At 72.1% G+C, this 25,548-nt stretch carries 29 protein-coding genes and 3 pseudogenes; 15 read left to right on the forward strand and 17 right to left on the reverse strand.

Annotated elements, in window-relative coordinates; all coding sequences use genetic code 11:
• The first annotated feature begins 4 nt into the window (after positions 1–4).
• On the forward strand, positions 5–1,048 hold the full coding sequence (locus tag ACL02R_RS08265) for a phosphotransferase (protein ID WP_412796211.1): 1,044 nt from the start codon (positions 5–7) through the stop codon (positions 1,046–1,048).
• On the opposite strand, the gene ACL02R_RS08270 is transcribed toward ACL02R_RS08265, so the two are convergent.
• The 4 genes from ACL02R_RS08270 to ACL02R_RS08285 form a co-directional block, all read right to left on the reverse strand.
• The gene (locus ACL02R_RS08270; protein WP_412796212.1) at positions 1,038–1,556 is read right to left on the reverse strand and encodes a DUF6247 family protein; all 519 of its coding nucleotides are present in this window, start codon (positions 1,554–1,556) and stop codon (positions 1,038–1,040) included. The two genes, ACL02R_RS08265 and ACL02R_RS08270, sit on opposite strands and share 11 nt — an antisense overlap.
• Positions 1,557–1,588: 32 nt before the next feature.
• Positions 1,589–1,891 (reverse strand): hypothetical protein, encoded by a 303-nt coding sequence (locus ACL02R_RS08275; protein WP_412796213.1) that lies wholly within the window; start codon positions 1,889–1,891, stop codon positions 1,589–1,591.
• A gap of 148 nt (positions 1,892–2,039) precedes the next feature.
• On the reverse strand, positions 2,040–2,657 hold the full coding sequence (locus ACL02R_RS08280) for a GNAT family N-acetyltransferase (RefSeq protein ID WP_412796214.1): 618 nt from the start codon (positions 2,655–2,657) through the stop codon (positions 2,040–2,042).
• Positions 2,658–2,692: 35 nt separating this feature from the next.
• On the reverse strand, positions 2,693–3,574 hold the full coding sequence (locus ACL02R_RS08285) for an SDR family oxidoreductase (protein WP_412796215.1): 882 nt from the start codon (positions 3,572–3,574) through the stop codon (positions 2,693–2,695).
• 437 nt (positions 3,575–4,011) lie between these two features.
• On the opposite strand from ACL02R_RS08285, the gene ACL02R_RS08290 reads away from it, so the two are divergent.
• The 3 genes from ACL02R_RS08290 to ACL02R_RS08300 all read left to right on the forward strand — a co-directional run bounded on the left by ACL02R_RS08290 (position 4,012) and on the right by ACL02R_RS08300 (position 6,756).
• Positions 4,012–4,776: a DUF899 family protein gene (locus tag ACL02R_RS08290; RefSeq protein ID WP_412796216.1), complete on the forward strand. Its 765-nt coding sequence runs from the start codon at positions 4,012–4,014 to the stop codon at positions 4,774–4,776.
• 207 nt (positions 4,777–4,983) lie between these two features.
• Positions 4,984–5,631, forward strand: coding sequence for a GNAT family N-acetyltransferase (locus ACL02R_RS08295; protein ID WP_412796217.1), 648 nt, complete (start codon positions 4,984–4,986; stop codon positions 5,629–5,631).
• Between the two features lie 30 nt (positions 5,632–5,661).
• Positions 5,662–6,756 carry a hypothetical protein gene (locus ACL02R_RS08300; RefSeq protein ID WP_412796218.1) on the forward strand — a complete coding sequence of 365 codons (1,095 nt, stop codon included), beginning with the start codon at positions 5,662–5,664 and terminating at the stop codon, positions 6,754–6,756.
• A 197-nt stretch (positions 6,757–6,953) separates the two neighbouring features.
• Here the strand turns inward: ACL02R_RS08300 and ACL02R_RS08305 are convergent, their stop codons facing one another.
• Together ACL02R_RS08305 and ACL02R_RS08310 are read right to left on the reverse strand one after the other, a co-directional pair.
• Positions 6,954–7,184: a hypothetical protein gene (locus ACL02R_RS08305; RefSeq protein ID WP_412796219.1), complete on the reverse strand. Its 231-nt coding sequence runs from the start codon at positions 7,182–7,184 to the stop codon at positions 6,954–6,956.
• 12 nt (positions 7,185–7,196) lie between these two features.
• Positions 7,197–8,093 carry a LysR family transcriptional regulator gene (locus ACL02R_RS08310; protein ID WP_412796220.1) on the reverse strand — a complete coding sequence of 299 codons (897 nt, stop codon included), beginning with the start codon at positions 8,091–8,093 and terminating at the stop codon, positions 7,197–7,199.
• Between the two features lie 76 nt (positions 8,094–8,169).
• Between ACL02R_RS08310 and ACL02R_RS08315 the strand changes: the two genes are divergently transcribed.
• From ACL02R_RS08315 to ACL02R_RS08330, 4 genes and pseudogenes are all read left to right on the forward strand, one after another.
• Positions 8,170–9,666, forward strand: a complete 1,497-nt coding sequence (locus ACL02R_RS08315; protein ID WP_412796221.1) for an MFS transporter — start codon at positions 8,170–8,172, stop codon at positions 9,664–9,666.
• A 78-nt stretch (positions 9,667–9,744) separates the two neighbouring features.
• Positions 9,745–10,061 (forward strand): annotated as a pseudogene (locus ACL02R_RS08320) (MFS transporter); the annotation flags it as partial.
• A gap of 96 nt (positions 10,062–10,157) precedes the next feature.
• Positions 10,158–11,030 (forward strand): NAD(P)-dependent oxidoreductase, encoded by an 873-nt coding sequence (locus tag ACL02R_RS08325; RefSeq protein ID WP_412796222.1) that lies wholly within the window; start codon positions 10,158–10,160, stop codon positions 11,028–11,030.
• A gap of 27 nt (positions 11,031–11,057) precedes the next feature.
• A complete protein-coding gene (locus tag ACL02R_RS08330) occupies positions 11,058–11,939 on the forward strand; it encodes an FAD-dependent oxidoreductase (protein ID WP_412796223.1) in 882 nt (293 codons plus the stop codon).
• On the opposite strand, the gene ACL02R_RS08335 is transcribed toward ACL02R_RS08330, so the two are convergent.
• From ACL02R_RS08335 to ACL02R_RS08360, 6 genes are all read right to left on the reverse strand, one after another.
• A complete protein-coding gene (locus tag ACL02R_RS08335) occupies positions 11,873–12,514 on the reverse strand; it encodes an HAD-IA family hydrolase (RefSeq protein ID WP_412796224.1) in 642 nt (213 codons plus the stop codon). The two genes, ACL02R_RS08330 and ACL02R_RS08335, sit on opposite strands and share 67 nt — an antisense overlap.
• Positions 12,511–12,828, reverse strand: a complete 318-nt coding sequence (gene cutA, locus ACL02R_RS08340) for a divalent-cation tolerance protein CutA (protein ID WP_412796225.1) — start codon at positions 12,826–12,828, stop codon at positions 12,511–12,513. Before cutA ends, ACL02R_RS08335 begins: the two co-directional genes overlap by 4 nt.
• Entirely contained in the window at positions 12,821–13,171 is a 351-nt protein-coding gene (locus ACL02R_RS08345) for a hypothetical protein (protein WP_412796226.1), read from the reverse strand. Before ACL02R_RS08345 ends, cutA begins: the two co-directional genes overlap by 8 nt.
• Positions 13,168–13,365 (reverse strand): hypothetical protein, encoded by a 198-nt coding sequence (locus ACL02R_RS08350; RefSeq protein ID WP_412796227.1) that lies wholly within the window; start codon positions 13,363–13,365, stop codon positions 13,168–13,170. The genes ACL02R_RS08345 and ACL02R_RS08350 overlap by 4 nt, the downstream gene beginning before the upstream one ends.
• 170 nt (positions 13,366–13,535) lie before the next feature.
• Positions 13,536–13,676, reverse strand: coding sequence for a hypothetical protein (locus ACL02R_RS08355; protein WP_412796228.1), 141 nt, complete (start codon positions 13,674–13,676; stop codon positions 13,536–13,538).
• Position 13,677: 1 nt separating this feature from the next.
• Positions 13,678–14,115 carry a hypothetical protein gene (locus tag ACL02R_RS08360; RefSeq protein WP_412796229.1) on the reverse strand — a complete coding sequence of 146 codons (438 nt, stop codon included), beginning with the start codon at positions 14,113–14,115 and terminating at the stop codon, positions 13,678–13,680.
• 189 nt (positions 14,116–14,304) lie between these two features.
• On the opposite strand from ACL02R_RS08360, the gene ACL02R_RS08365 reads away from it, so the two are divergent.
• A complete protein-coding gene (locus ACL02R_RS08365) occupies positions 14,305–15,549 on the forward strand; it encodes a transcriptional regulator (protein WP_412796230.1) in 1,245 nt (414 codons plus the stop codon).
• On the opposite strand, the gene ACL02R_RS08370 is transcribed toward ACL02R_RS08365, so the two are convergent.
• Positions 15,527–16,192: an HAD family hydrolase gene (locus ACL02R_RS08370; protein ID WP_412796231.1), complete on the reverse strand. Its 666-nt coding sequence runs from the start codon at positions 16,190–16,192 to the stop codon at positions 15,527–15,529. The two genes, ACL02R_RS08365 and ACL02R_RS08370, sit on opposite strands and share 23 nt — an antisense overlap.
• A gap of 99 nt (positions 16,193–16,291) precedes the next feature.
• Here ACL02R_RS08370 and ACL02R_RS08375 point away from each other — a divergent pair, with 99 nt between their 5' ends.
• Positions 16,292–16,765, forward strand: a complete 474-nt coding sequence (locus tag ACL02R_RS08375; RefSeq protein ID WP_412796232.1) for a hypothetical protein — start codon at positions 16,292–16,294, stop codon at positions 16,763–16,765.
• A gap of 98 nt (positions 16,766–16,863) precedes the next feature.
• Positions 16,864–17,397: pseudogene (locus ACL02R_RS08380) on the forward strand (HAD hydrolase-like protein); the annotation flags it as partial.
• A gap of 388 nt (positions 17,398–17,785) precedes the next feature.
• Here the strand turns inward: ACL02R_RS08380 and ACL02R_RS08385 are convergent.
• Positions 17,786–18,277, reverse strand: a complete 492-nt coding sequence (locus ACL02R_RS08385) for a nucleotidyltransferase domain-containing protein (RefSeq protein ID WP_412796415.1) — start codon at positions 18,275–18,277, stop codon at positions 17,786–17,788.
• Between the two features lie 64 nt (positions 18,278–18,341).
• On the opposite strand from ACL02R_RS08385, the gene ACL02R_RS08390 reads away from it, so the two are divergent.
• Complete coding sequence (locus ACL02R_RS08390; RefSeq protein ID WP_412796233.1) at positions 18,342–18,887, forward strand: GrpB family protein; 546 nt, start codon at positions 18,342–18,344, stop codon at positions 18,885–18,887.
• A gap of 16 nt (positions 18,888–18,903) precedes the next feature.
• Here ACL02R_RS08390 and ACL02R_RS08395 read toward each other — a convergent pair whose 3' ends face one another.
• Positions 18,904–19,578 carry a response regulator gene (locus tag ACL02R_RS08395; protein WP_412796234.1) on the reverse strand — a complete coding sequence of 225 codons (675 nt, stop codon included), beginning with the start codon at positions 19,576–19,578 and terminating at the stop codon, positions 18,904–18,906.
• 448 nt (positions 19,579–20,026) lie between these two features.
• Here ACL02R_RS08395 and pdhA point away from each other — a divergent pair, with 448 nt between their 5' ends.
• Genes pdhA through ACL02R_RS08410 form a run of 3 tightly spaced genes read left to right on the forward strand, consistent with a single transcriptional unit; the run spans position 20,027 to position 23,509 of the window.
• Positions 20,027–21,202, forward strand: a complete 1,176-nt coding sequence (gene pdhA, locus ACL02R_RS08400) for a pyruvate dehydrogenase (acetyl-transferring) E1 component subunit alpha (RefSeq protein WP_412796235.1) — start codon at positions 20,027–20,029, stop codon at positions 21,200–21,202.
• Between the two features lies 1 nt (position 21,203).
• Positions 21,204–22,184 carry an alpha-ketoacid dehydrogenase subunit beta gene (locus ACL02R_RS08405; RefSeq protein ID WP_412796236.1) on the forward strand — a complete coding sequence of 327 codons (981 nt, stop codon included), beginning with the start codon at positions 21,204–21,206 and terminating at the stop codon, positions 22,182–22,184.
• A 14-nt stretch (positions 22,185–22,198) separates the two neighbouring features.
• Complete coding sequence (locus tag ACL02R_RS08410) at positions 22,199–23,509, forward strand: dihydrolipoamide acetyltransferase family protein (protein ID WP_412796237.1); 1,311 nt, start codon at positions 22,199–22,201, stop codon at positions 23,507–23,509.
• A gap of 100 nt (positions 23,510–23,609) precedes the next feature.
• Here ACL02R_RS08410 and ACL02R_RS08415 read toward each other — a convergent pair.
• Both ACL02R_RS08415 and ACL02R_RS08420 read right to left on the reverse strand, forming a co-directional pair.
• Positions 23,610–23,962, reverse strand: a pseudogene (locus ACL02R_RS08415) (transposase); the annotation flags it as partial.
• Positions 23,963–23,974: 12 nt separating this feature from the next.
• Positions 23,975–25,396 (reverse strand): hypothetical protein, encoded by a 1,422-nt coding sequence (locus tag ACL02R_RS08420; RefSeq protein ID WP_412796238.1) that lies wholly within the window; start codon positions 25,394–25,396, stop codon positions 23,975–23,977.
• Positions 25,397–25,548 lie beyond the last annotated feature (152 nt).

Consider the following 25,548-nt stretch of genomic DNA (forward strand, 5'->3'; position numbering starts at 1 on the left):
CCCCGTGACGCCGCTCCCCGAGCACACCCTCGCCGAGCTGCTGCGCCGCTACGAGGCCGGGACCGCGCTGGACTGCCGTCCGCTGACGGCCGGGCTGCTCAACCGCGGCTACCGGCTGGCGACGACGACGGGCCGCTACTTCCTCAAGCACCACCTCGACGGCGACCCGGCGAACACCGCGCCCCTCGTCCGGCAGCACCGCGCCACCGCGGCCCTCGCCGCTCTCGGCCTGCCGGTGGCGCCGCCGGTCGCCGACCGGGACGGGCAGACCGTCGTCGTGCACCGCGACCGCTGCTACGCGCTGCACCCGTGGGTGGAGGGCAGGCACCGGGACGGCGGGCAGCTCGACCGCGCGCAGAGCCGCCGCCTGGGCGCGCTCCTGGGGCGCGTGCACGGGGCGCTCGACCAGGTCATAAGGCGTACGCCGCCGCCGTACGCGCCCCCTGATCTCAACGTGCCCCGCGCCACCGCGGCGTTACCCGAGGACACCGAGCTGGTCATCGACGGCCTGCTCACCCGGCTCCGCGCCCGCCCGCGCCGTACCGGCTTCGACGAACTGGCCGAACACCGGCTGCTGGAACGCCGCGCCCTGCTCCGCGCCCACGCGCACCGCCGCCCGGGGGCGGCCGAGGTCCCGGCCGAGGGGTGGGTGCACGGGGACTTCCACCCGCTGAACCTGCTGTACCGCGCCGAGGGCCCGGTCGAGCCGGTGGCGATCGTGGACTGGGACCGCCTCGACGTCCAGCCGCGCGCCGAGGAGGTCGTACGGGCCGCCGCCATCTTCTTCGTCCGCCCGGACGGCGGGCTCGACCTGCCGAAGGTCCGCGCGTACGCCCGCGCCTACCGCGCCGCGACCGGCGCGTCCACCACCGAACTGGCCGCCGCCGCGCACCGCGTGTGGTGGGAGCGGCTGAACGACTTCTGGATGCTGCGCTGGCACTACGAACGCCGCGACCACCGCGCGGACCCCCAATTCCCGGCGGCGGCAGCGCTGGTGGTGTGGTGGACACGCCACCACACGGCGGTGACGGACGCGTTCAGCGCCTGAGCCCGTCACCGGCCCGGATGCGCCTCACCGTCTCGGCCACCGCCGCCATCTGCTCAGGGTTGGCGTGCTGGAAGGCGGCACCCCACCAGTCGTGGACGACGAGAAGGGCGGGCCGGTAGTCCCAGGATTCCGCCACGACATCAAGGGCGCCTTCGAAATCCAGCGCGAACCGCGCGCGGTCTTCCACCGAAAGCGAGGCGTAGACGGCTGGACCGGTACGGTCCACCCATCTCACGGGCTCCACCTGCTCGCGTCGGGGACGCCGGGAGATCGTGGCGTCCAGCAGCGACCGGCGGCGGTCGGCCTCCGGCACGTCCCGGTCACCACCGGCCCGCACCCACCAGGCGCGCACCACCTCGGCCAGCGGCTCCACCTCGTACGTCCGGCGCACGCCCGCGAGCGCGAAACCGAACTCCTCCGCGAACTCCCGGCGTGCTTCCACGCCCAGCGCGTCGTACACCCGACGCCCGTCCAGGCGGCTGACGTCGGCGTAGCTGTCGGTTGTCACGGCGTTCCCCGTTCCACGCGTTCCCGCGTGGTTCAACGACGGGGACCCGCCAGCAGGTGCGCGTACAGCACCGCGCCGCCGACGAGGCCGAGGGCGCCCGTCTCCGCGAACAGCCACGGCACGGCGGTGGCGGGCCCGTAGGCAGCCCAGCCCCAGACCACCACGCCGACGTGACCGGCGAACGCGAGCACGTTCACGCCGACGATCGCGGCCTGGCCGGAGGCCGCGGTGAGCCACCCGACCCGGACCACCCACAGCAGGCCGACGCCTGCCGTCACGCACGCGCCGGCGGTCATGGCGGGCGTCCAGACGAACGGCCTGTTGAACAGGAGCAACGCGCCGGCACCACCGACGGGATACACACCCGCCCCCCAGCACTTCAGCCACCACGACCGCACCGCGTCCCGCACTCCCGCGTGACCGGCCCGTGCGTGCGCCCCCGGTGACCGACACCGATCCACCCGCCCACCGTGGGCCGGGCGGTCACCGTCCGGCGAGGCGTTCCTCCAACCGCGCCCGGCGGTCCGGCCACTCGTCGGCGGTGATCGAGAAGACGGCGGAGTCGCGGAGCAGACCGTCCTCGCCGGGCGCCCAGGAGCGCGACCAGTTCCGCAGGACGCCCTCGAAGCGCGCGCCCACGCTCTCGATCGCGGCGCGGGAACGGGTGTTGCGCGCGTCCGTCTTCAGATCGACGCGCGCGACGCCCCAGTTCTCGAACGCGTGCCGGAAGAGCAGGTACTTGGCCTCGGTGTTCAGCCCGGTGCCCTGGGCGGAGGCCGCGAGCCAGGTGAAGCCGACCTCGACCGCGCTGAGCCGGTCCTCGTCCAGCCACATCCGCGGCTCCCAGTACGCCGTGGCCCCGACCGCACGGCCCGAGGCACGGTCCACCTGGGCGTACGGCGCCAGCTTCCCGCTTGCGGCGCGGGCCAGTTGGGCGTTGATGTAGCCCTCGACCTCGCCGGTGCGCGGCACCCAGGTGAAGCCGTAGGAACCGCGGTCCGCGTCGGCGGCGACGGCGAGGTCGGCCGCGTGGCGGTGGCTCAGCGGCTCCAGGCGTACGCGCGAGCCTTCCAGCACGGGCCCGTCAAGTGTGAATCCCATCGTTCACCCTCCCCCGGGGCGAACCGTAGCAGGGGTCAGGGCCGGGGAGGTTCCGGCGGCCCGACGTCCCAGTCGGCCCGGCCGCCTGCCCCCAGAACGGTCGCGCCGCGACGCAGTTCGTCGTCCAGCAGGCCAGTGAGGGCGCCCCGCGCGACGCGGGCGACGAGGAGGGGGAACACCGGACGCAGGGGCTGGAGAAACCGCAGCCAGGGCGGCGCGTAGACGCTGCCGGCGCGGTGGGAGATCCCGCGCGCCAGCCAGGACGCGACCTGGTCGGCGCTGTGGACGCGGCGGGCGATGGCGGGCTGGTGGGAGCGCAGGGCGCGCAGCACCGGGTGTTCGTCAAGGGTGTCGAGCATGGCGGTGCCGGTCCAGTGGAGGTAGGCGATGCCGACACCGACTCCGGTGGGGCGCACTTCGGAGCGCAGCGCCTGGGCGAAGAACTCGACCGCCGCCTTGGAGGCGCAGTACGCGCTCATCAGCGGCGCGGACCCGAAGGACGCGGTGGAGGCGATCTGGAGGTAGTAGCCGCGCGTCTCCACGAGCTGGGGCAGGAACGCTCGGGCGGTGTTCGCGCTGCCGATCAGGTTGACGTCGATGACCCGCCCGAACAGGGCGGACGGGGTGACGGCGAACGCGCCCGCCGTCGCGATCCCAGCGTTCGCCACGACGACCGACGCGGGCCCGAGCCGCTCCCGTACACCGCGTGCCGTGCTGAGCAGGGCGGCCTCGTCGGTGACGTCCACCTCGAAGCAGTACGTCTCCGTGGGCAAGGTGGCCGCCACGCGGCGCAACCGCTCCATCTCGCGCCCCAGCAGCGCGACACGCACCCCACGCGCGGCGAGCCGACACGCCACGGCGGCACCGACACCGCGCGCCGCACCGGTGACCACCGCCACCCGCCCGTCCTGCGCCATCACTGCCTCCCTGACGAGCACCACACGCCACTCACCAAGCCGAACACGCAAACCTCACCACCGCCCGCCACACACACCTGCTCGGGTGAGCCACAGGACTACCCTCAAAGCCACCCACCCCTGAAGCGCACCGCCCTTCCTCTGCACCTGGAGCAGCAGCTTTGGTAAAGCTGAGTAAACTCCACCCTCCCCACCCATAAACCCGCAGGTCACACACTCTGCTCCCCGCACACGCGGGGGTGTTCCCCTGCGCCAGAACAGCCGCCCGGTCATCTTCAACTGCTCCCCGCACACGCGGGGGTGTTCCCGCCGGGGTGCGGCGGTCGGCGCTGCTCCGGCGTCGGGGGTGGTGGGCTGGGCGATGAGTTTTGGGTGGGGCGTGAGTCTGACTCCGTGCGTCGTCGTGTGGCGGCGTTCGAAACAGTACGGAGGACCCCATGACCACCACCCCGACCCCCGGTCGGCCGCCCGTTGTCGATCTGGCCACCTGGCAGGCCGCTCGTGACGAGCTGCTGGTCCGCGAGAAGGCCCACACCCACGAGGGCGATGCCATCGCCGCCGCCCGTCGCCGGCTGCCGATGGTGGAGTTCGACGGGACGGTGGAGGTCGTCGGTCCGGACGGGCCGGTTCCGTTCCTGGAACTGTTCGAGGGCCGTGACGAACTCGTCGTCTACAAGCACATGTGGTACGACGGCGCGCCGCCCCAGGGCCAGTGCGAGGGCTGCACCTGGACGGCCTGGCACCTGCGGGACGGGGTGTACCTGAACGCGCGCGGCGTCTCGTTCGCCATCGTGACGACGGGGCCGTGGGAGGAGGTCCCGCCGTACACCGAGTTCATGGGCTACACGCAGCCCTGGTACTCGGTGCGCGGCGTGGCGGAGCCGGTCGGCGGCGACATGGGGCACCTCGCGGTCTATCTGCGCGACGGCGACCGTACGTTCCTCACGTACTCCACCACCGGTCGCGGAAACGAGCCGACCAGCCCGGCCTTCGCCCTCCTCGACATGACGCCCTACGGCCGCCGCGAGGCGTGGGAGGACAACCCCGAGGGCTGGCCGGAGGGGCGCGACGTCTGCTGGTACTGGCGCACCGACGTGGACGGCAACCCCACCTGGGGCCCGACCGGCCGCCCCGTGCCGCAGTGGACGCGGCCCGGCGTGACGCCCGCCGACACCCTCGGGCGGGACGGGCACTGCCACTGACGCGCCCCTGGCGACTGGCATCTCACCGAGGACATCGACGACTTCCTTGCCCGCGCCGGGGACTTCCTGCGGTCCCGGCCCGCCCTCCACCACACGCAGCTGACGACGGTCGAACGGCTGCGGGCGCGCGGCGAGCGGGCCCTCTTCGGGCGGCTGGAGACGGACGGGGAAGTGCGGGCCGTCTTCCACCAGCCCTCGTCGCGGCGCGTGACCCTCACACCGCTGTCCCCGCCGGAGGCGGACGTGCTGGCCGCGCGGCTGGCCGGTCTCGGCGGTCCCGTCGCGGGCGTCGTCGCCGACCACGGCACCGCGGGCGCGTTCGCCGACGCGTGGGAACGGCGTACGGGCGCGGCCCGCGTGGACTTCTGGCGCGGACGCCTCTACCGCCTCGGGACCCTCACCCCGCCAGCACCGCGGCCGGCGGGGCGGGGGCGCGTCCTGGGCGAGGGCGACCGGGAGGAACTGATGTGCTGGTGCGACGAGTTCGTGTCCGTCGTCGGGGAGACCCCGGCCGTCACTGCCGCCACGTGGGCGGACTCGCGGTTCGCGGACAAGCGGTTCACGTTCTGGGAGACGCCGGGCGGGACGCCGGTGTCGATGGCGGGGACGACGGCGATGGTCGGCGGGATGATCCGCGTGGACCCGGTGTACACCCCAGCCCGCCTGCGGGGCCGGGGCTACGCGGCGGCGGTGACGGCGGAGGCGAGCCGCTCCGCACTGGCGGCGGGCGCGACGGACGTCGTCCTCTTCGCCGACCCGGCCAACGCGACGAGCAACGCCCTCTACCGACGCCTCGGCTACGCCCACCTCACCGACTTCACCGGCTACGCCTTCCCCACCACCCACCACACCTGACTGTCAGTGGCGGCAGGCAGACTTGCGCTCATGCGTACGTTATTCGACGGCGAGTTGCAGGTTGAATACGCCCAGTTCTCCGTGGACAGTCGGCTGGAGCGGGCCGGTTGGGATCTGGCCGATGCCTTCGTCGGCCAGCGGTCAGGGCTTTGCGGTGCCGCGCTGCCGGGCGTGCTCCATCTGGTCACCGGTCTGCGTTTCGGCAGGGTGGGTCTGACCGTCGAGCGGCACGACGGGCCCCCGGCGTACGACGACGCGTGGGAGGAGATCGTCGAAGTCCCGTTCCTGCCCGCGTCCGACGACATACGGCTCGGAAGCCTTTCGGATGAGCAAGTTCCCCTGCTTCTGGCCCTTGACGAGACGAGCTACCGCGTCCGCTACTGCGGCACCGGCATGGACCGGGGGCATCAGACGGACCTGCGGTGGGAGGGACAGCCGCAGGTGGACCGCTACCTCCTCCAGTTCTGGCCTGCGCCGACCGCGCCGGACCAGGTCGTGAAGCAGACCAGCGGCGACGCGGCGTACTGGCACCGCGCTGCCCGCGAGGCCCAGCCGCCCCCGCCCCGGGAAGAGGGGGAGGCGGAAGCACGTGAGGCCGCGCGACGGCGGGTTATGCAGGAGAAGCTGATGTGGCGCGGCCGCTTGCCCGGCGAGCGACTGCGGCGGATACCGGGCCGGGTGGCGTCGGATCTGGCCCGCCTGGACCGGAAGCTGGTCGAGGCGATCGACGCCGCCGGTCCCGTCACACAACGTGCACTCGCGCGCTGGGCGGCCCGCCGGGCGTACGCCGTCGCCGGTCTCGCGGAGGCCGACTGGATAGCGCCCGCGCTGGCGGCCCTCGACCGTGGCGAGACGCTTCCCGCACCGTTCGGCAGCAGACACCGGGTGTGGGAGCGTGTGCTCGACGACGGACGGATACGGCGCACCACCGTCACCGCATGGGACGGGAGCGGAGCGGATGTCGTGCAACAGCAGGTCGCCATCCCCGCCCTGCGGCACGCGACGGCGCCAGACCCTCTCCACGCAGCCATGCACGCGCTGTTCACCACTGTGGCCACGTATGGCGAGGACTACCCGGCCCTCTTCACCGAGGTCAGGCGGGCGTTTCCGTCACTGGCCGGTTAGACCGCTGTCCACGAGACAGCCACCGACAATTCCGAAATGCGAGAAGAACAGATCGCCGACGCGCTGGGCAAGCTCGCGACGCACGGAACACCCTCGCGCGTGCGGGGAGCAGAGTTCGTGACCTGCGGGTTCAGTGGGGAGAGGGGCGGGATTTTGCTCGGCTTTCCCAAAGCTGGTGTTTCCAGTCGGAGGTGGAGTCAGGTGACATTGTCGGTGGCGGTCTGTGGCGTCGTGAGGATGCCGCAGCAGTCGCCTTCGAGAAGGTAGTCGATGTCCTCGATGGTGTGCCAAACGTCCAGTTCGTGCATGCTCAGCGTGTAAGTGGACGCGCGCTCCCGTAGTTCTTCGTAGTCCATACGGACTTCGCCGAGGAGGCGGGTCCGCTGGTCCTCCAGTTGTGCCCGTGTTCGGTGGATCACCGGCGGCATAGTGAACTCCTCTCACGCCAGCGCGCGTCGGATCGTCTCGCGCAGCCAGCCGTGTGCCGGGTCCGTGTCCAGGCGTGTGTGCCACAGCAGGCGTACGTGCACGGGCGGGAGGTCCGCCGGGATCGGGAACCAACGCAGGCCGAGCGCCGTCCCGTACTGCTCCGCCAGTCGGCGCGGCACCAGCGCCACGTACCGGCTCGTCGCCACCAGCAGCGCCGACGCGAACGTCGGCACCACCGCCGCCACGTGCCGCCGCAGCCCCGCCGCCTCCAGCGCCTCGTCCAGCGGCCCCCGCGCCCGCCCGCGCCGCGACGCCGAGACGTGCGGGTGTGCGCACAGCTGCGCCAGCGTCGGCGGCGCGTCCCGCCCCAGGGCGCTGTCCGCCCGGACGATGCCGACGACCCGTTCCTCGTACAGCGGCGTCGCCCGGATGTCGGCGGCCGGGGCCTCGCCGACGCCGATGTCCATGTCGATCGTGCCGTCCCGCAGCGCCTCCACGCTCTCGTCGCCTTCCGGGACGAAGCGCAGCGTCACCCCTGGCGCGGCCGACGACGTCGCCTCGATGGCCGCCGCCGCGAGCGTGGCGGACACGCCGTCGTTGATGCGGAGGGTGAACGTCCGCTCCAGCTCGGCCGGGGAGATCGCCCGGTCGGCGCTGATCAGCGCCGCCGCCTCGTCCAGCAGCGCCCGTACGCGCGGGGCGGTGCGCAGCGCGAACGGCGTCGGCGCCATCCCGCGCCCCGCCCGGACGAGGATCGGGTCGCCCATCGCGCGGCGCAGGCGGCCGAGGGCGCGGCTGGCGGCCGGGACGGAGAGGTGGAGGCGTTCGGCGGCGGCCGTGACGCTGCCGTCCCGGAGGAGGGCGTCGAAGACGCGGAGGAGGTTGAGGTCGAGGGTGCCGCGTTCCATGGGTTGCACTGTACGCAAGTAAGTGTTGTCGAAGTTGCGTGGCGCGAAGGTCCACCGTGTTCCTACGGTCGGGGGCATGGCAACTACCGGAACCCTCGCCCCCGCCCCGCGCCGGGGCCTGCTGGCGGTGATGTCCGCCTGCGTCGTCCTGGTCGTCGGCATGGTCGCCGCGATCAACCTGGCCGTGCCCGCGCTCGCCGCGAGCGGCCTGCGCCCGTCCGCGTCGTCGCTGGTGTGGATCGTGGACACGTACGTGATCTTCTTCGCCTGCCTCGTGATCCCGGGCGGGGCGGCGGGCGACCGGTTCGGGCGGAAGGGCGTACTGCTGGGCGGGCTCGGCCTGTTCGCGGCCGGGGCGCTGTTGTCGGCGACCGCGCCGAACGTCCCGCTGATGCTCGCCGGGCGGGCCGTCACCGGCGTCGGGGCCGCCGCCGTCCTGCCGAACACCCTCGCCGTCCTCCTCCACGCCGTCCCCGCCGAACGGCGCGCCGCGACCATAGCCACCTGGGCCTCCATGACCGGCATCGGCGGCATCGCCGGGAACGTCGGCGGCGGCGCCCTGCTGGCGGGCGGGTCGTGGCGGTGGCTGTTCGCGGCGGCCGTGCCGGCCGCGCTGGGGCTCGCCGCGCTGGCGGCGCGCGTCGCGCCCGTCTCGCCGCGTGACGACCGCCGCCTCGACCCGTGGGGGACGCTGCTGCTCGTCGCCGCGTCCGTCGCGCTGCTGCTGGGCGTGGTGGAGGGTCCGGAGGCGGGGTGGGGCAGCGCGGTGGTGGTCACCGGATTCGCGGGCGCGGTCGTGCTGTTCGCGGCGTGGGTGGTGGTCGAACTGCGCGTCGCCCACCCGCTGCTCGACCCGCGCCTCTTCCGCCTCCCGGCGCTGCGCGGGGCGTGCCTGGGGATGACGGCGGTGTTCTTCGGGATGTTCGCGCTGTTCTACGTGAACGCGTCGTTCCTCCAGTACGGGAAGGGGTTCGGCGTGCTGCGGACCGGGCTCGGCATCATCCCGATGACGCTGCCGCTGATCGTGGGCGCGCGGTACGCGGGGCGTGTGGCGGGGCGGATCGGGATGGATGTGACGCTGGCGCTCGCGTTCGCCTGCATCGGCGGTGGGATGCTCGGCCTGTCCACGACGGGCACGGGGACGCCGTACGCCGTGTACGCGGCGTGGCTCGTCCTCACGGGGACGGGCGTGATGCTGGCGCTGCCCACGCTGTCGGGCGCCATCGCCGGGTCGCTGCCCGCGGCGCAGGCGGGGGTGGGGGCGGGACTCCAGGCGACGACACGGGAGTTCGGGAGCGCGCTGGGGGTGGCGGTCATCGGAACGGTGCTGACCTCGCGCTTCGTGGCCGCGCTGCCGGAGGGGGTGCGGGCGGACGGGGACCCGCACACGGTGGCGCAGGCACTGGCGGCGACACCGGGCCGGGCGGAGGAGGTGCTGGCGGCGTTCGTGACGGGGGCGCAGGTCGCCCTACGGACGGTGGGCGCGGCGGTGCTGGTGGTGGGGGCACTGGTGGTGCTCAGCTCACTGCTGTCCCGCCGGGGCACGCAACGCGGGGCGACGACGACACGGTGACGCGGCCTGCGTGCACGTTCCGGCGGGCCCGGCGCGAACGGCGCGGCGGCGCGGCGCGGGGAGGACGACTGGGCGTGCCTGCTGTCGGTCGGGGCGGTCGCGGGGGGTGGTGTTCGCGCCGGGTCCGGCGATGTACGTGCTCGTGGCGCAGACGTCGGTCGGCCTGTGCGTCCCGTTCTCCCGCCAAGTGACGCTCGGCCGGCCGGATCACGCTCGGGCTGGCCGTCAGCGTCGGGGGCGTGCGCACGCCCGCCATCGGCGCGCTCGCCGACGCGACGTCCCTGCGGGCGGCCCCGGCGCCGCTGGTGCTGCTGCCCGCCGCGTGCCGGCTGCTGTTCCGCACGCTGCCGGAACCGCCCGTTCCCGTTGGGCCCGGCCCACTCACCCACGGGTAAGTACGCACTTGTTTGTGCGTACTTGTCGGAGTCCATCCCGTACCGCAAGGTGGAGGGACGGCATTCGATCATGCGGGCGAACCGACAGGAGCACCAGTGGCCAAGGCAGCAGTCACCGTCATCGGTCTCGGCGAGATGGGACGGGCGTTGGCGGACGCCCTGGTCACCGCCGGACACCCCACCACCGTGTGGAACCGCAGCGCCGCCAAGGCCGACGACCTGGTGGCGCGCGGCGCCGTGCGCGCCGCGACCGTCGAGGAGGCCGTCCTCGCCGGCCCGCTGGTCCTCGTCTGCCTGCTCGACAACGACGTCGCGCGCGCCACCCTCCGGCCCGCCGCCGACGCCCTGCGCGGCCGGACCCTGGTCAACCTCACCAACGGCACGCCCGCCCAGGCCCGCGAGGCCGAGTCCTGGGCGGCGGACCACGGCGCGGCCTACCTGGACGGCGGCATCATGGCGATCCCGTCGACCATCGCGACCCCGGAGGCGTTCGTCCTCTACAGCGGCCGGAAGGCGGACTTCGCGGCGCACCGGAAAACCCTGGAGGCGCTGGGCGCGGCCAAGTACCTCGGCGCGGACACGGGCATGGCCCCGCTCTACGACCTCGCCCTGCTCAGCGCGATGGACATGATGTTCGAGGGCTTCTTCCACTCGGTCGCCATGGCCACCTCGCACGGGGACGGCGACGCGGCCGGGTTCACGGAACTCCTCGTGCCCTGGCTGACGAGCATGCTCCGGCTCCTGCCCACGCTCGCCGCCGACGTCGACTCGGACGCGGAGCCCGTGTTCGCCCAGGGCCTTGACGTGGTGCTGGCCGGTGCGCGCAACATGGCGCGGGCGTCCCGCGACGCGGGGGTACGCGCCGACCACTTCGAACGCTCGGCGGCGGCCCTGGAGGAGCAGCTCGCCGAGGGGCTGACCACGTACACCGCGCCGGGGGTGGTGCGGCGCCTCAGGGCGTCCGGCTGAGGAGGCGCGGCGTGGGAGGGTGGGGGGATGGATCTTGTGGTGGTCGGCGGCGGACCGGCCGGGTGCGCCGCCGCGCTGACGGCGGCGGGGGTCGGGCAGCGGGTGCTGCTCGTGGAACGGGACGAGCGGCTGTGCGCGAAGCCGTACGGCATCCCGGCGCTGGGCAACGTCCTCGGCGGCTTCCGCACCGGCCGCGAACTGGCCGACGCGGTCACGGGTGACCTGGCGGCAGCCTCGGACCTGTGCGAGGTCCGCACGCGCACGGCCGTCACGGCGGTCGAACCGGGCGCGGACGCCGTGACCGTCACGCTGGACGACGGCTCCCGCCACGCCGCCCCGTACGCCGTCCTCGCCACCGGCGTCGGTCCCTGCCAACCCGCCGACGCCGACTGGATCGACGCCCCCGCCGGGCTGCGCCTCCCGCCGCTGTGGGAGGCCGACCCGGCCGGCGCCGAGGGCCGTACATGGCTGGTCGTCGGCGCCGACCGGCCGCTCGGCACGTTCCTGCGCGCCCATCCGGACGTCGGCGTACGGCTGTTGGTGCCCTACCCGCCCGCCGACGCGTACAAGACGGAGGAGGTCGCCGACGACCCGCGCGTCACCCTCCTCCCGACGCCGCGCCTGACCCTGCCGGACGGCGGCGGGCTGCAATACGACGCCGCGTTCGCCAACATCGGCAGCGTCCCGGCCGCGCCCGCCGGTGCCGTCCGCGACGACGACGGGTACTGCCCGCCCGGCCGCCAGCACCCGCGCGTCCTCGTCGCCGGTGACCTGCGGGCGGCCCGCTACCAGCGCATCATGACGGCCATCGGCTCCGGCACGGAGGCGGCGCTGCGCGCGTACTACACCGCCCGGGGCGTGCCCGGCGCCGGGGAGAGCCCGAGCAGCGCGGCGAGCCGGCCGACGTAGCCGGGGTCGCCGTCCGCGTGGACGGTGGTGATGCCGAGGGCGGCGGCGGGCGGAAGGTTGACGGGCTGGTCGTCCACGAACACGCAGTCCGCGCCGGTGAGTTGCATGCGGTCCAGCGTCAACTGGTAGATCGCCGGGTCCGGCTTGGCGACGCCCTCACGCTCCGATATGACGGCGACGTCGAACAGGTCCCAGACGCCTGCGTGTGCGTACGGGTCGTAGGGGTCGAGGCCGAAGCTGTTCGACAGCATGGCGACCTTCATGCCCGCCGCGCGGGCCGCGACGGCGAGGGCGATCATGTCGTCCGCGCGCCGCACGTCGGCCCAGACGCGGCCCATCAGGTTGTCGGCGTCGGCGAGGCCGAGCTGGACGGCGGTGTGCCGGTTCCACTCGGCCTGCGTCAACCGGCCCGCCTCCAGGGCGAGATAACGCTCGCGCCCCTCCGGATCGACGGTCAGCGCCTCGTGCCACGCCTGCGGCGGAAGGCCCTCGCGTACGCACCACGCGCCGATCACGTCCGTGACGTCCGCCGTCAGCACGCCGACGAAGTCGAGGATCAGCCCGCGGTACGTCACGCGGTCTCCTCGTCCACCCACGCGAGGTACGCGGCGCTGCCGTGGGTGATGGGCGTGGCGATGATCTCGGGGTTGGAGTAGTTGTGCTCGGCCTTGAGATGCGCCTCCAGCGCGGCGTAACGGGCGGCGGTCGTCTTGAACGTCACCCGCCACTCCTCGTCCATCCGCACCTCACCCTGCCACCGGTAGACGCTGGTCACCGGCGCCTCGACCTGCGCACACGCGGCAAGCCGCGCCGCCACGGCCGAACGCGCCAACTCCTCGGCGTCGTCACGGCTGTCGATGGTGGTGAGGACGGTGAGGTGATCAGCCATACGCCGACGCTACCCGCCCGGCGGGGGTGATGGTGGTCCATATGCAGAGACCGTCCGGAGTGGGGACGGTCCCGAACGTCCACACGAGGTCATCGGCCCCAACGATCCGCCCCGGCAACCGGATGGTCCGAGCAGTCCGCGCCCGCAACACCTGAACGTTCAGCGCATCCCCGTGATCCCGCAGACTCAGCCACCACGGCCGCCGCGAACGCGCCACCGCGATCAACACATCCACCACCGGCACCGCCCCAACCCACCCCCAACCACCAAGCTCAGCACGCACCCACTCCCGGGCCGCACCCGCCTCACCACCGGTGAAAAGCCGCGAGACGAACGCCGTCACGACTCCTCCACCGGTACAGCAGCCCACAGGTCGGCGACAGCATCCTCCACAGCCGACTCGGCCACCTCACGCCGGAACACCGCAGCCACCGCCGGAAACAACCGATCAACCACCGGCCGCAACTCCGACGCACTCCCCAACCCGGCCAGCCGCACCACCAGTTCGTGGGGGACGACGTCGGGCCAGTAGTGCATCCCACCCCAGGAGTCCGACGGGTGCGCAACCAGCGGCACCAGCCTCTCCGAGACCCGGCACGTGAAGCACGCCTGATACGTCCACCCCGGCCCCGAACCCGACGCCACCAACGCCACCGCCACCAACTCACCAGCGGTGGCCTCGCAGTACATACAACGCGGCAACAGACTCACCCCTCTTCACCACCCTCCGGCTCGTCGTCCTCCGGAAGCGGCACAACAGGCCCCTCCAGCCCGGTGATCACGGTGATGTGGGGGTTCTCCTCCCGCACCGGCGCCACCGTCAGGTAACGCGGCCGGGGACGCGGCATCTCATCCACAGCGCCCCCCGAACACCCGCCCCAACGCCAGATACAGCACCTCCGGATCGGTCAGGCAGTCACCGGCAGGCGGAACCACCAGCCACCGCACCTCACCATCCCCCACCCACGGACCCCCGACCCGATCGGCAGCCGGAACAGCCAGGCAGTACCCCCGCCCCAAGGCAATGACCCCCGGCGGCCACCCCCGCTCGTTGGCCGCCCCCGGCGGCACCAGCCAGTACAAGACCCCATGCGCCGGATCCTCAATCACCGGCCCCGTGATCCCAGCCAGCCGCAGACGGTGAAACGCGTACAGCCCCTGGAAGGACGGCACCCGCACCGCATCGAACACCTCCCCCAGCGGCCGGATACGCACCTGGCCGTCGGGGGGAAGCCAGTGAGCGTTCAAGGTGCGGGAGGCTGGGGACGGATGGTAGCGATGCGGCATGCGTAGCTCCTCGATCGCAGTTAGTGAACGCAATGATGGAGCGCCACAACGGCCTCTTCGAGGACCGATAGAGGACTCTTGCATGACGTGAAGAGGACTTCTGTTCCACCCTTCGGGCGCACAGCGTCCTCTGAGGGGACCGCATGCGAGCATGGTCGGGAGATCGACCTGTCTGCTGGGAGGGAAGCCATGTCACGGCCAACCGGAAACACTCGCTTGAAGGCAGCGCGCATCGCCGCTGGGTTCGTCTCTCAACAGGCACTTGCGGACGCGCTTTCCGCCGCTGCTCGGGAACTGGGCATCAGAGGACTCATGGTGGGAGTCCGGCAGGTCCGGCGTTGGGAGTCGGCGAACCCGCCGTGGCCGCAACCCGATTGCCAGCGGCTTCTCACACATGTGCTCGGCCAGGACATCCGGGAACTCGGCTTCACCCCGCCGTGGGGACAAGAGACAGGTGCGCGCCCATCCGGTGCTGCCCCGGGACGGAGGCCACCTGTACCCGTGGAGACCACGGTGTCTCAACCGGACACAGCCGCAGCGGACTTCGCGACGATCACCCGAGCTCACCGTCGTCTGTACTGGAGTGTCGTACCTTCCGTGCTCCATGCAACAGTCATGGAGCACGCCCGTCTTGGCTGTGCGCTGCTGCCCCAGACCAGTGGTGCGCCACGTCGGACCATGGCCGCCGCGCTGGCGGAAAGTTTCCTCCTCGCAGGCAGGATCGAGTTCTTCGACCTCCGGGACTCCGCCTTGGCACAGGAGACCCTGGTGCAAGCGCTGCAAGCTGCCGGGGAGGCCGATGATGCTTTGCTTGGCGCGGCGATCCTCGCGCATACAGCGTTCATCCCGGGCTGGGTTGGTGATCGGGAGAAGGTCGCGGAGCGGATGACGGCAGCGCGTACCTATGCTCGCCGCGCGCCCGCGAGCGCTGAGGTCTGGGCTTGGCTGGACGCGGTGGAGGCTGAGTGCCTGACGCGTTGTGGTGACAACCGGGCGGCACTTCACCTACTCGGACACGCCGAGGATGTCCTCGCCACCGAGGCACCTCACACGACGCCTGCGTGGATGGACTGGTTCGACGCTATCCGGCTGGCCGCCTTCAAGGGGAACGCTCAACTGCGCGCCGGACATCTGCCACAGGCCCGGGAAACTCTCCTTGGGGTCGTCACCGCGTTGCGGGACGGCAAGCAGCGTACGGTGATCCTGGGCGACCTTGCCGCTGTCGAGGCAGCAGCGAACCGTCCTGAAGAGGCGTGCCGCTACGCGTCCGAAGCGCTCGACCAGCTCTCCGAGACCTGGTACGCGATGGGAATGGATCGCGTTCGTGAGGTGCGGCGCGCCCTCAAGCCCTGGGAGTCGGAGGGGTGTGTTCGTGAGCTGGACGACCGGCTCTACGGATGGTCCACGACCGTCAGCGCCCTGGGTAACGTCTGAACTTTCGGATCAGAGCGGCCAGTTCGAGGAGGCTGTCGATGCGCATGGTCGCGCGTGCGGTGGCGGGGTGGTGCTGCTGGATGCTGCCCCAGGGGCCGCGCCGGATCAGCGCGGTGTGCATACCGGCGGCCATGGCGGGTTCCACGTCGTTGTCGAGCCGGTCACCGACATACAGAATCTCCGCCGCCTCGAACGGCGTCGCCCCGGCCAGGCGGCGGAAGAACTCGGGGTCCGGCTTGCTGACACCCCAGTCGTCGGACGTGCCGATCAGATCCACATCAGCGGCGAAAAGTTCGCGCAGGATGCGCCCGGAACGGACCGTCTGGTTCCCCGCGATGCCCAGCCACAGGCCGGCTTCACGCAACGCGGCCAGCGCAGGGCGTACGTCCGGGTAGAGGTCGTCCTCCCCGTACATCTCCGGCTGCCCGGCCGCCGCCCGCTTCTCCCGCTCCACCGCCAGATCGAAGCCGGGACGGAACACCTGGAACGTCTCCCGGTAGTCCAGCCCCCGCGCGATCGTCGCACCGAACTGCGCGGCGAACGTATGCCGGGGAACACCCAGCCAGTCCGCCCACGTCCCGTACTCGCGGGTCTCGTCCACCAGACACTCACCCACATCGAACACCACCGCGCGAACCGCCATACGGCGAGACTAACCACAGCCCGTACCGCCCCTCCCCCGCCCCCTCGCCGTGCGAAACCGCGACGACCGGTTGCGCGACGTCTACCTGTGAGGTCCCGGATGCGTGTCGGAATCACCGGCCATCGCGGCCTGTCCGAGCAGATCGAACGCCAGGTGCGCGAAGAACTGAAGACCTGGCTCACCCCCCACGCGGACGATCTCGTGGGCGTCTCCTGCATCGCGGACGGCCCGGACGCCTGGTTCGCCGAAACCGTGCTGGCCCTCGGTGGGCGACTCGAAGTCGTCATCCCCGCCACCACCTACCGCGCCGGTCTGCCCCAGTGGCACCACCCCGTCTACGACGAGTTGATGCGCCGGGCATCCGATGTCCACACCACCGGCCTCACCGAGTCCGACTCCCAGGCCCACATGGCGGGCAGCGAGATCCTGGCCGGCCTGACCGACCACCTCATCGCCGTATGGGACGGCCTCCCCGCACGCGGCCACGGCGGCACCACCGACGTCGTCACCTACGCCCGACACCACAACGTCCCCGTCACCATCCTCTGGCCACCCGGCGCCACCCGCGACTGACCCCACCCCAACGCCAAACACCCCCGTAAATACCCACTACGGCCCTCGAACCCCGGAGGCGCACCGTGCTACTGCTGTGGGACATCGACCACACGCTCGTGGAGACGCGGGGGATCGGGAAGGAGTTGTTCGGGCGGGCGTTCGCCGAGGTGACCGGCGTGCGAATGGAACAGCAGGCCGCCGTGGACGGGATGACCGATCTGGTGATCTTCCGCGAGACCGCCGCACTCCACGGCATCACCACCAGCCCACCCGACGAACAACGCTTCGCCGCCGCCCTCACCCGCGCCCACCAGGACGCCGTGCCCGAGATCCAGGCCCGAGGACGCGCCCTGCCCGGCGCCCACGCCGCCCTCACCGCCCTGCACGCACACGGCTTCCAACAGACCGTCGTCACCGGCAACATCCGCGGATCAGCACGCGTCAAACTCGCCGCGTTCGGCCTCGATCAGCACATCCAATGGGACATCGGCGCCTACGGCGACGACGCCCCCACCCGCCCCGAACTCGTCGCCACCGCCCTCACCCGCGCCCACATCCACCACCCCCACGACGTCACCCTCATCGGCGACACCCCCGCCGACATCCAAGGCGCCACCGCCCACGGCATCCCCACCATCGCCATCGCCACCGGCCGCACCACCACCCAGGACCTCACCACCGCCGGAGCCCACCACACCCTCCCCAACCTCGACAACACCGCACGCCTCCTCACACTCCTCACCCACCGCCCGGCAACCACCAACCAGACCACTCACAAAGCTCATCGACACCAACGCCACCCCCGCGTGTGCGGGGAGGAGACGACATCCCCGAATGCGGCGCGGATGACGTCCGGGACACCCCCGCGTGTGCGGGGAGGAGTTTCCGCAGGTCGGCGGGGGGAGCGAAACTCTGGGGACACCCCCGCGTGTGCGGGGAGGAGAGTTCGTGAGCTGCGGTGTGAAGAGAGGACCCGGTGGACTTTGCTTAGTTTTACCTTTGGCCGCATGGGGGTTCTTGGTTGCTGGGGTGGTGGGGTCAGAAGTGGGTTCGGATGCCGAATTGCTCGCGTAGTTGTGCCATGTCGTGGCGGTCGCGGTCTGTTGGGGTGTAGCCCTGGTGGAAGTGGACCTGTTGAGCTGCTGACAGGCATGGGACGGGTGTTTCCGTGATCGTGCCCGTCGTGAAGCTCGATGCCGGGTACGTGAATGGGGTTGCCGGGTCGAAGGAGGACTGTGTTGCGCTGCCGTCCGGGGTGAAGTGCAGCGGGTGCAGGTCCAGTTCGCGGCCCTGGGTGTCTGCCAGGACGAAGCGGACCGGGCGTTGGTCCAGTGTTTCTGTGAAGCCCAGTCCGGCCATGGCCGCCAGTACGGCCGGTTCCTGTTCTGCCCGGTGCATCAGGTCCAGGTCGCGGTGTTCCCGGGTCTGGTGGCCCACCAGTGCGTCGATTCCCCAGCCGCCGCCCACCCACACGGCCGCCCCCGCCGCCCGTAGCGCGCCCAGCACTTCCAGCACGTCGTCAGCCGTCATCACGCGCCGCAGCGTACGGGAAAACCCGTACGTCGTGGCCCAGATGATCTTCTAAGCTGCCCCGATGACCATCGACGTGATCGAAGTAGTGGACTACGACCCCTCGTGGCCGGGCCGCGCGGCGGAGGCCGTCGCGGAGTTGCGGGAGGCCCTGCCCGGGTTGTTCGTGGAGACGGAGCACGTCGGCAGCACGTCCGTGCCGGGGCTGGCGGCCAAGCCGGTCATCGACCTGATGGTGTCGGTCGCCGCGCTGGCCGACGTCACCCCGGAGCGCGCGGCGGTGCTGGAACGGCTCGGGTACCGCTACGAGCGGACCGGCATGCGCGAACGCTTCTTCTACCACCGCGAGGACGACGCGGGCCGCCGCACCCACCACCTGCACATCGTCACCGTCGCCTCCTGGGACACCCGGCACGAGCGCCTGTTCAGCGACCACCTCCGCCGCCACCCGGAGACGGCCGCCGAGTACGCCGCGCTGAAGCGGAGCATCGCCGCCGAGGAGAGCGACGGCCTCGCGTACACCAAGCGCAAGTCCGACCTCATCCAGCTCGTCGTGGACCGCGAGCGCACGGCGCGCGGCCTGCCCCACGGGACCCTCTGGGAGGAGTGAGGTCAGTCCCCGCCGGTCAGTCCTTGCGTTCGGCTTGCAGGCGGGCGACGTATGCGGCGGCCTGGGAGCGGCGTTCCATGCCGAGCTTGGCGAGGACGCTGGACACGTAGTTCTTGATCGTCTTCTCGGCGAGATGCAGTTCCTCGCCGATGGCGCGGTTGGTGAGGCCGTCGCCGATGAGGTCGAGGATGCGGCGCTCCTGCTCGGTGAGCCGCGCCAGCCGTTCGTCGCCGCCCGCCGCGCCCGGGGCGCCCTGGCCGCCGCGCAGGCGTTCGAGTACGCGGCGGGTGGCGTCCGGGTCGAGCAGCGATTTGCCGGCCGCCACGTCGCGCACGGCCGACAGCAGCTCGCTGCTCCTGATCGCCTTGAGCACGTACCCGGACGCGCCCGCCATGATCGCGTCGAACAGCGCCTCGTCGTCCGCGTACGAGGTGAGCATCAGGCAGCGGATCGACTCGTCGCGCGACCTGATGTCGCGGCACACCTCGACGCCCGTGCCGTCCGGCAGCCGCACGTCGAGCACCGCCACGTCCGGGCGCGCCGCGGGGACGCGGGCGAGCGCCTCGGCGGCGGTCCCGGCCTCGCCGACGACCTCGATGTCCGGTTCCATGGCCAGCAGCTCGCGCACGCCGCGCCGGACGACCTCGTGGTCGTCCAGGAGGAATACCCTGATTTTTCCGTCTTCCGGCACGTGTTCAGTCTCACACAATTCGCCCCGCGCGCCCCCTGGCACGCCCGCCGTACGCGTCGCGCGACCGTGCCGCGAACCTTCCCGGGACCCGGTTGGCCGGGTTAACGTGCAAGGGTCCCGCGGCGCTGCGAGCCTGGGACCAGTGCTTGGACCAGCGCCGATCCGTCCACCTTGCCGCACGTCACGCCGCACGCCCGTCCACCCGCCGCACGACCGGGCGGGAAAGTACTTGGACATCACAGTAAATCCGCAGGTCAGGGCCGTTTTCGTGGCTTGTGGACCGAATGGATACCGTGCTCTCATGAGGCGGTCGGACGGGACGGAGACGGGACAACAGGAACCCGCTCGGTTCCGGACGCCGCACCCACCCCCGTGCGCCGTGCGGGACCGGGCGAGCCGCACTGGCTCCCCGGCGGACCCCGGGGGCCGGACCGACGGAGGAGCACGAGTGACCGTGGAGAGCACAGCCGCGCGCGGCAAGCCGCGCCGGAGCACGAACCGGAGCACCACCCGGGGCACCACCCGGCGCACGTCGTCCCGTCAGCCGCTCGACGGCATGGTGCAGCTGCTGACCCCCGAGGGCGAGCGGGTCGAACACCCGGACTACTCGCTCGACATCGACGCCGAGGCGCTGCGGGGCCTGTACCGCGACATGGCGCTGACCCGGCGGTTCGACGCGGAGGCGACCGCCCTCCAGCGGCAGGGCGAGCTGGGCCTGTGGCCGTCGCTGCTGGGCCAGGAGGCCGCGCAGATCGGCTCGGGCCGGGCGCTGCGCCCCGACGACTACGTCTTCCCCACGTACCGCGAGCACGGCGTGGCCTGGTGCCGGGGCGTGGACCCGACGCTGCTGCTGGGCATGTTCCGCGGGGTCAACCACGGCGGCTGGGACCCGAACAGCAACAACTTCCACCTCTACACCATCGTGATCGGCTCGCAGACCCTGCACGCGGCCGGGTACGCGATGGGCGTCGCCAAGGACGGCGCGGACGCCGCCGTGCTGGCGTACTTCGGCGACGGCGCGTCCAGCCAGGGCGACGTGGCGGAGGCGTTCACGTTCGCGGCCGTCTACAACGCGCCGGTCGTGTTCTTCTGCCAGAACAACCAGTGGGCCATCTCCGAGCCCACCGAGCGGCAGACCCGCGTGCCGCTCTACCAGCGCGCCGCCGGGTACGGCTTCCCGGGCGTGCGGGTGGACGGGAACGACGTGCTGGCCGTCCTCGCGGTCACGCGCGCCGCCGCCGAGCACGCCCGTTCGGGTCAGGGGCCGATGCTCGTGGAGGCGTTCACGTACCGCATGGGCGCGCACACCACGTCGGACGACCCGACGCGCTACCGCAGCGACGACGAGCTGGCGGCCTGGGAGGCCAAGGACCCGCTGCTGCGGCTGCGGCGCCACCTGGAGCTGACGGGCGCGGCGGACGCGGCGTGGTTCGCCGGGCTCGACGAGGAGAGCGACGCGCTCGCGCGGCGCGTCAAGGAGGCCATCAGGACGATGCCGGACCCGGACCCGATGTCCGCGTTCGAGCACGCGTACGCGGACGGGCACAGCCTGGTGGACGAGGAGCGCGCGCAGTTCGCCGCGTACCACGCCTCCTTCGCCGACGACCACGACGAGGTGAACTGACATGGCCCCCGAACGGCTCCCCCTCGCCAAGGCCGTCAACGCCGCGCTGCGCACCGCCCTGGAAGCCGACCCCAAGGTCCTGGTGATGGGCGAGGACGTCGGCAAGCTCGGCGGCGTCTTCCGCGTCACGGACGGGCTCCAGAAGGATTTCGGCGAGGGCCGCGTCATCGACACGCCGCTCGCCGAGTCCGGGATCGTCGGCACGGCGATCGGGCTGGCGCTGCGCGGCTACCGGCCGGTGGCGGAGATCCAGTTCGACGGCTTCGTCTTCCCGGCGTACGACCAGATCGTCACGCAGCTCGCGAAGATGCACGCCCGCGCGCTCGGCAAGGTGAAGCTGCCGGTCGTCATCCGCATCCCGTTCGGCGGCGGCATCGGCGCGGTGGAGCACCACAGCGAGTCGCCCGAGGCGCTGTTCGCGCACGTGCCGGGACTGAAGGTCGTGGCGCCCTCGAACGCGTCCGACGCGTACTGGATGCTGCGGCAGGCCATCGAGTGCGATGATCCGGTGATCTTCTTCGAGCCGAAGGCGCGCTACTGGGACAAGGCGGACGTGGACGCGTCCGGCATCCCGGGCCCGCTGCACGCGGCGCGCGTCGTCCGCGAGGGCACCGACCTGACGCTGCTGGCGTACGGGCCGACCGTGCGCACCGCGCTCCAGGCGGCGGACGCGGCGGCCGAGGAGGGCACGTCCCTTGAGGTCGTGGACATGCGGTCGGTCTCGCCGATCGACTTCGACACGATCCAGCGGTCGGTGGAGAAGACGGGCCGCCTGGTCGTCGCGCACGAGGCGCCGGTGTTCTTCGGCGCGGGCGCCGAGATCGCGGCGCGCATCACCGAGCGGTGCTTCTACCATCTGGAGGCCCCCGTGCTGCGGGTGGGCGGTTTCCACTCGCCCTATCCGCCGGCGCGGATAGAGGAGGACTACCTTCCCGGGCTCGACCGGGTGCTGGACGGCGTTGACCGCGCCTTGGCGTACTGAGGAGAGTCGTGACGATGGCTGCTGCGGCACAGCGCTACCGGGAGTTCCGGATGCCCGACGTGGGCGAGGGGCTGACGGAGGCCGAGATCCTGAAGTGGCTCGTCCAGCCGGGCGACATGGTGAACGACGGCCAGGTCGTGGTGGAGGTGGAGACCGCGAAGGCGGCGGTCGAGCTGCCGATCCCCTACGACGGGCGGGTGCGCGAGGTGCACTTCGCCGAGGGCGCGACGGTGGACGTCGGGACGGCGATCATCACCGTGGACACCGACCCGTCCGCCGGTGAGGGCGAGGCGGAGGCCGCCGGGGGGAAGCGGGAGCCGGTGCTCGTCGGCTACGGGGTGGCGCCCGGGGCGACGAAGCGGCGTCCGCGCAAGACGGCGGCGCCCGTACGGGAGCCCGAGGGGGTTCCCGAGCCGGAGCCGGAGCCCGTCGCGGCCCGGCCGCTGGCGAAGCCGCCGGTGCGGAAGCTGGCGAAGGACCTGGGCGTGGACCTGGCGGCCGTGACGCCGACGGGGCCCGACGGCACCGTGACCCGCGAGGACGTGCACGCGGCGGCCGCCCCGGCCGCCGCGGTCGTCCCCGCGCAGCCCGAGGCGCCCGAGGCGCCCGGGACGGACACCGCCGCGCGGGAACGCCGCGTGCCGGTGAAGGGCGTACGGCGGGCGACGGCGCAGGCGATGGTGGACAGCGCGTTCACGGCGCCGCACGTCAGCGAGTTCGTGACGGTGGACGTGACGCGCACGGTGCGGCTCGTCGAACGGCTGCGGCAGGACGAGGACCTGGCGGGCCTGCGCGTCAACTTCCTGCTGATCGTGGCCCGCGCCCTGCTGGTCGCGATCCGGCGGCACCCGGAGGTCAACGCGGCCTGGGACGAGGCGAACCAGGAGATCGTCCACAAGGACTACGTCAACCTGGGGATCGCCGCCGCCACGCCGCGCGGCCTGATCGTGCCGAACATCAAGGACGCGGGCGCCAAGACCCTGCCGGAGCTGGCCCGCGCCCTGGGCGACCTGGTCGCCACGGCGCGGGAGGGGCGTACGCAGCCCGCCGACATGCGGGGCGGCACGGTGACGATCACCAACATCGGCGTCTTCGGCATCGACACGGGCACGCCGATCCTGAACCCGGGCGAGTCCGCGATCCTCGCGCTCGGCGCGGTCCGCGAGAAGCCGTGGGTGCACAAGGGGAAGGTGAAGCCGCGCCATGTGACGACGCTGGCTCTCTCGTTCGACCACCGCCTGGTGGACGGCGAGTTGGGCTCCCGCGTCCTGGCCGACGTCGCCACAATCCTGGAACACCCGCGCAAGCTCCTGACCTGGAGCTGACACACCGGACACACCGGCGGCCCGGCACCGTCCGGAAACAGAAGTGCCCTCCGCCCGGCCGCTTGAGTTCTGGACAACGGCTGAAATGTTGATCAAGGTGTCACAACGACTGGCGTATCAGGGTGAGCTGGACTGTCGCCTCGTATCGGACGGCGAGTTTGTCGTCACGCGTCGCGACACCTCGGGCCTGTTTGAGGCGCCCGATCCGGCACTCGACTTGTGGCGGTTCTTGTACCGTTCCGCGTCGAAGCCGGGCGGGCGTCCGCCTGCCGACCCCCGGCGGAGCCGGTGACCGGCCTGGTCACGCTTCTCCGGAATGGTGTGCGGGATCTGCCGCCGACGCAGGTAGGCACGGATCCTGCGCGAGGAGTACGCGCGGTCGGCGATCAGGTGCCCGGGGCGAGTGCGGGGGTGCCCACCGCCCACGCGAGCGACGCGGATACGCTCCAGGACCTCGATCGCTGCCTACTTGTAGGAGGCGAGGTCTCTGAGCTGGGCCCGGAGAGCGAGGGTGTCGCGGTGGCCGCGCAGGTCGTGCCGACGGGCGAGATCCGCCTCCAGGTCCACCAGGATGCTGCGGACGTGGGCGGAACGCACCGTCGTGGCGTACCGGAGCAGCGAAGTGGCGGTGACGAGGGTCTGATCGAGGTCGTCACGTGCGAGGTAGGAGCGGGCCAGCCAGGTGCCGTGCAGCAGGGCGTCACGGTCCTCGGTCCGCTCGGCATGGGTGCCCAGCCAGCCGGTGATCAGGGGATCGGCTTCCTCCAGCAGTCCGGCCGCCCTCCGGTCGGCAGGGGCGCCGTCGGCGAACGCGGCGGTGATGAGTGACTGGCCGGTGACGACGCTCAGGTCGGTCAGCCAGTACAGCCACGGGGGCCGGCTGGCCAGCGCGTCGGGGTGGGTGAGGTGACGCCGTGCCTCGTCGGTGCTCTGCCGAAGCCCGTGGATGTCGCCGAGGGCGGCGTGGGCGTGGGCGTGCCGGGCGGCGGCCAGCGCTCGGACTGACGGCGGGGCGCCGCGGGCGGCGGTGATACTGGCGTTCGCCAGGTCGAGCGCGTCACGGAATTCGCTGCGGCTGATGGCCTGGTAGGTCAGGCAGCCGTGGATGTGTGAGACCAGCGCCGGATCACCGGCTTCGTGCGCGGCGGTCAGCCCGGTGCGCCAGTACCGTTGCGCGAGCCCGTGGAGACCGGCGTCCATCGCCATCCACCCCACCGTCTGCGCAAGCTGCCCCCACAGGCCCATCGTGCGGGTGCGGGTGGCGGAGTCACTGAACCGATCAGCGCGTACGTGGTCGGCGACGAGCGCGAACTGCTTGTGCGCGTGGCGGAGGGTGGAGCGGTCGCCGCCCTCGGCGTCGTCCATTCTGCGGACGGCCTGCACGGTCGCGTCGATCGCTTCGGCCACCGCCGGGGTGACCAGCGGGCCGTGTAAGACGGCGGCGGGCGCCGCGGCGGTGCGCGGAGCGGTGGCGGCGGTCGGGCCGGTGAGGGCGAGGGCCGCGCCGCTGATGGCGAGAAAATGGCGGCGGTCGAGGTCCATGTCGCCCTCCCGGGTCCACTGCGTGGCTGTCTCCACGGTAGCGCCGGGCGTAGTGGGCAGGGGGAGTCCGTCGTCCGCGCGGGATGTGCTGACGGAGCGGACTCCTGGTCCCCAGAGCTGTTCGAGCGGAACCGGGTGGCCCAGGGCCTCGGCGAGGACGTGGGCGGTGACAGCCGGAAGCGGGTCACGAGGGATACGCCCCCGGGCCAGCCATTCGGCGACGGTGGAGCGGGCGACGTACCGCGGGCCGAGCAACTGGTTGATGGCATCGGTGAGGCGGCTGAGCGACCAGCCGAGATTTTGGAGGAGAGCGGCGAGCTGCTGGTTCGGCGCGGTGTTGCGCACGGTTGATCTGTCCCCCTGCCCCTGGCACTTTCGCGGGTCCTGACAGTAGCGGGTCGGTTACCTGTCGGGGGAGAGGCCGACTTCGGCTGAAGTCGGCGCTCGACTGCGGCAGTTGGACGGGAGTCGTCACCCTCGCGGGGTAGCCGGGCACG

The organism is Streptomyces sp. MS19 (assembly GCF_047200595.1).
In the GTDB taxonomy this organism is placed as follows: Bacteria; Actinomycetota; Actinomycetes; order Streptomycetales; family Streptomycetaceae; genus Streptomyces.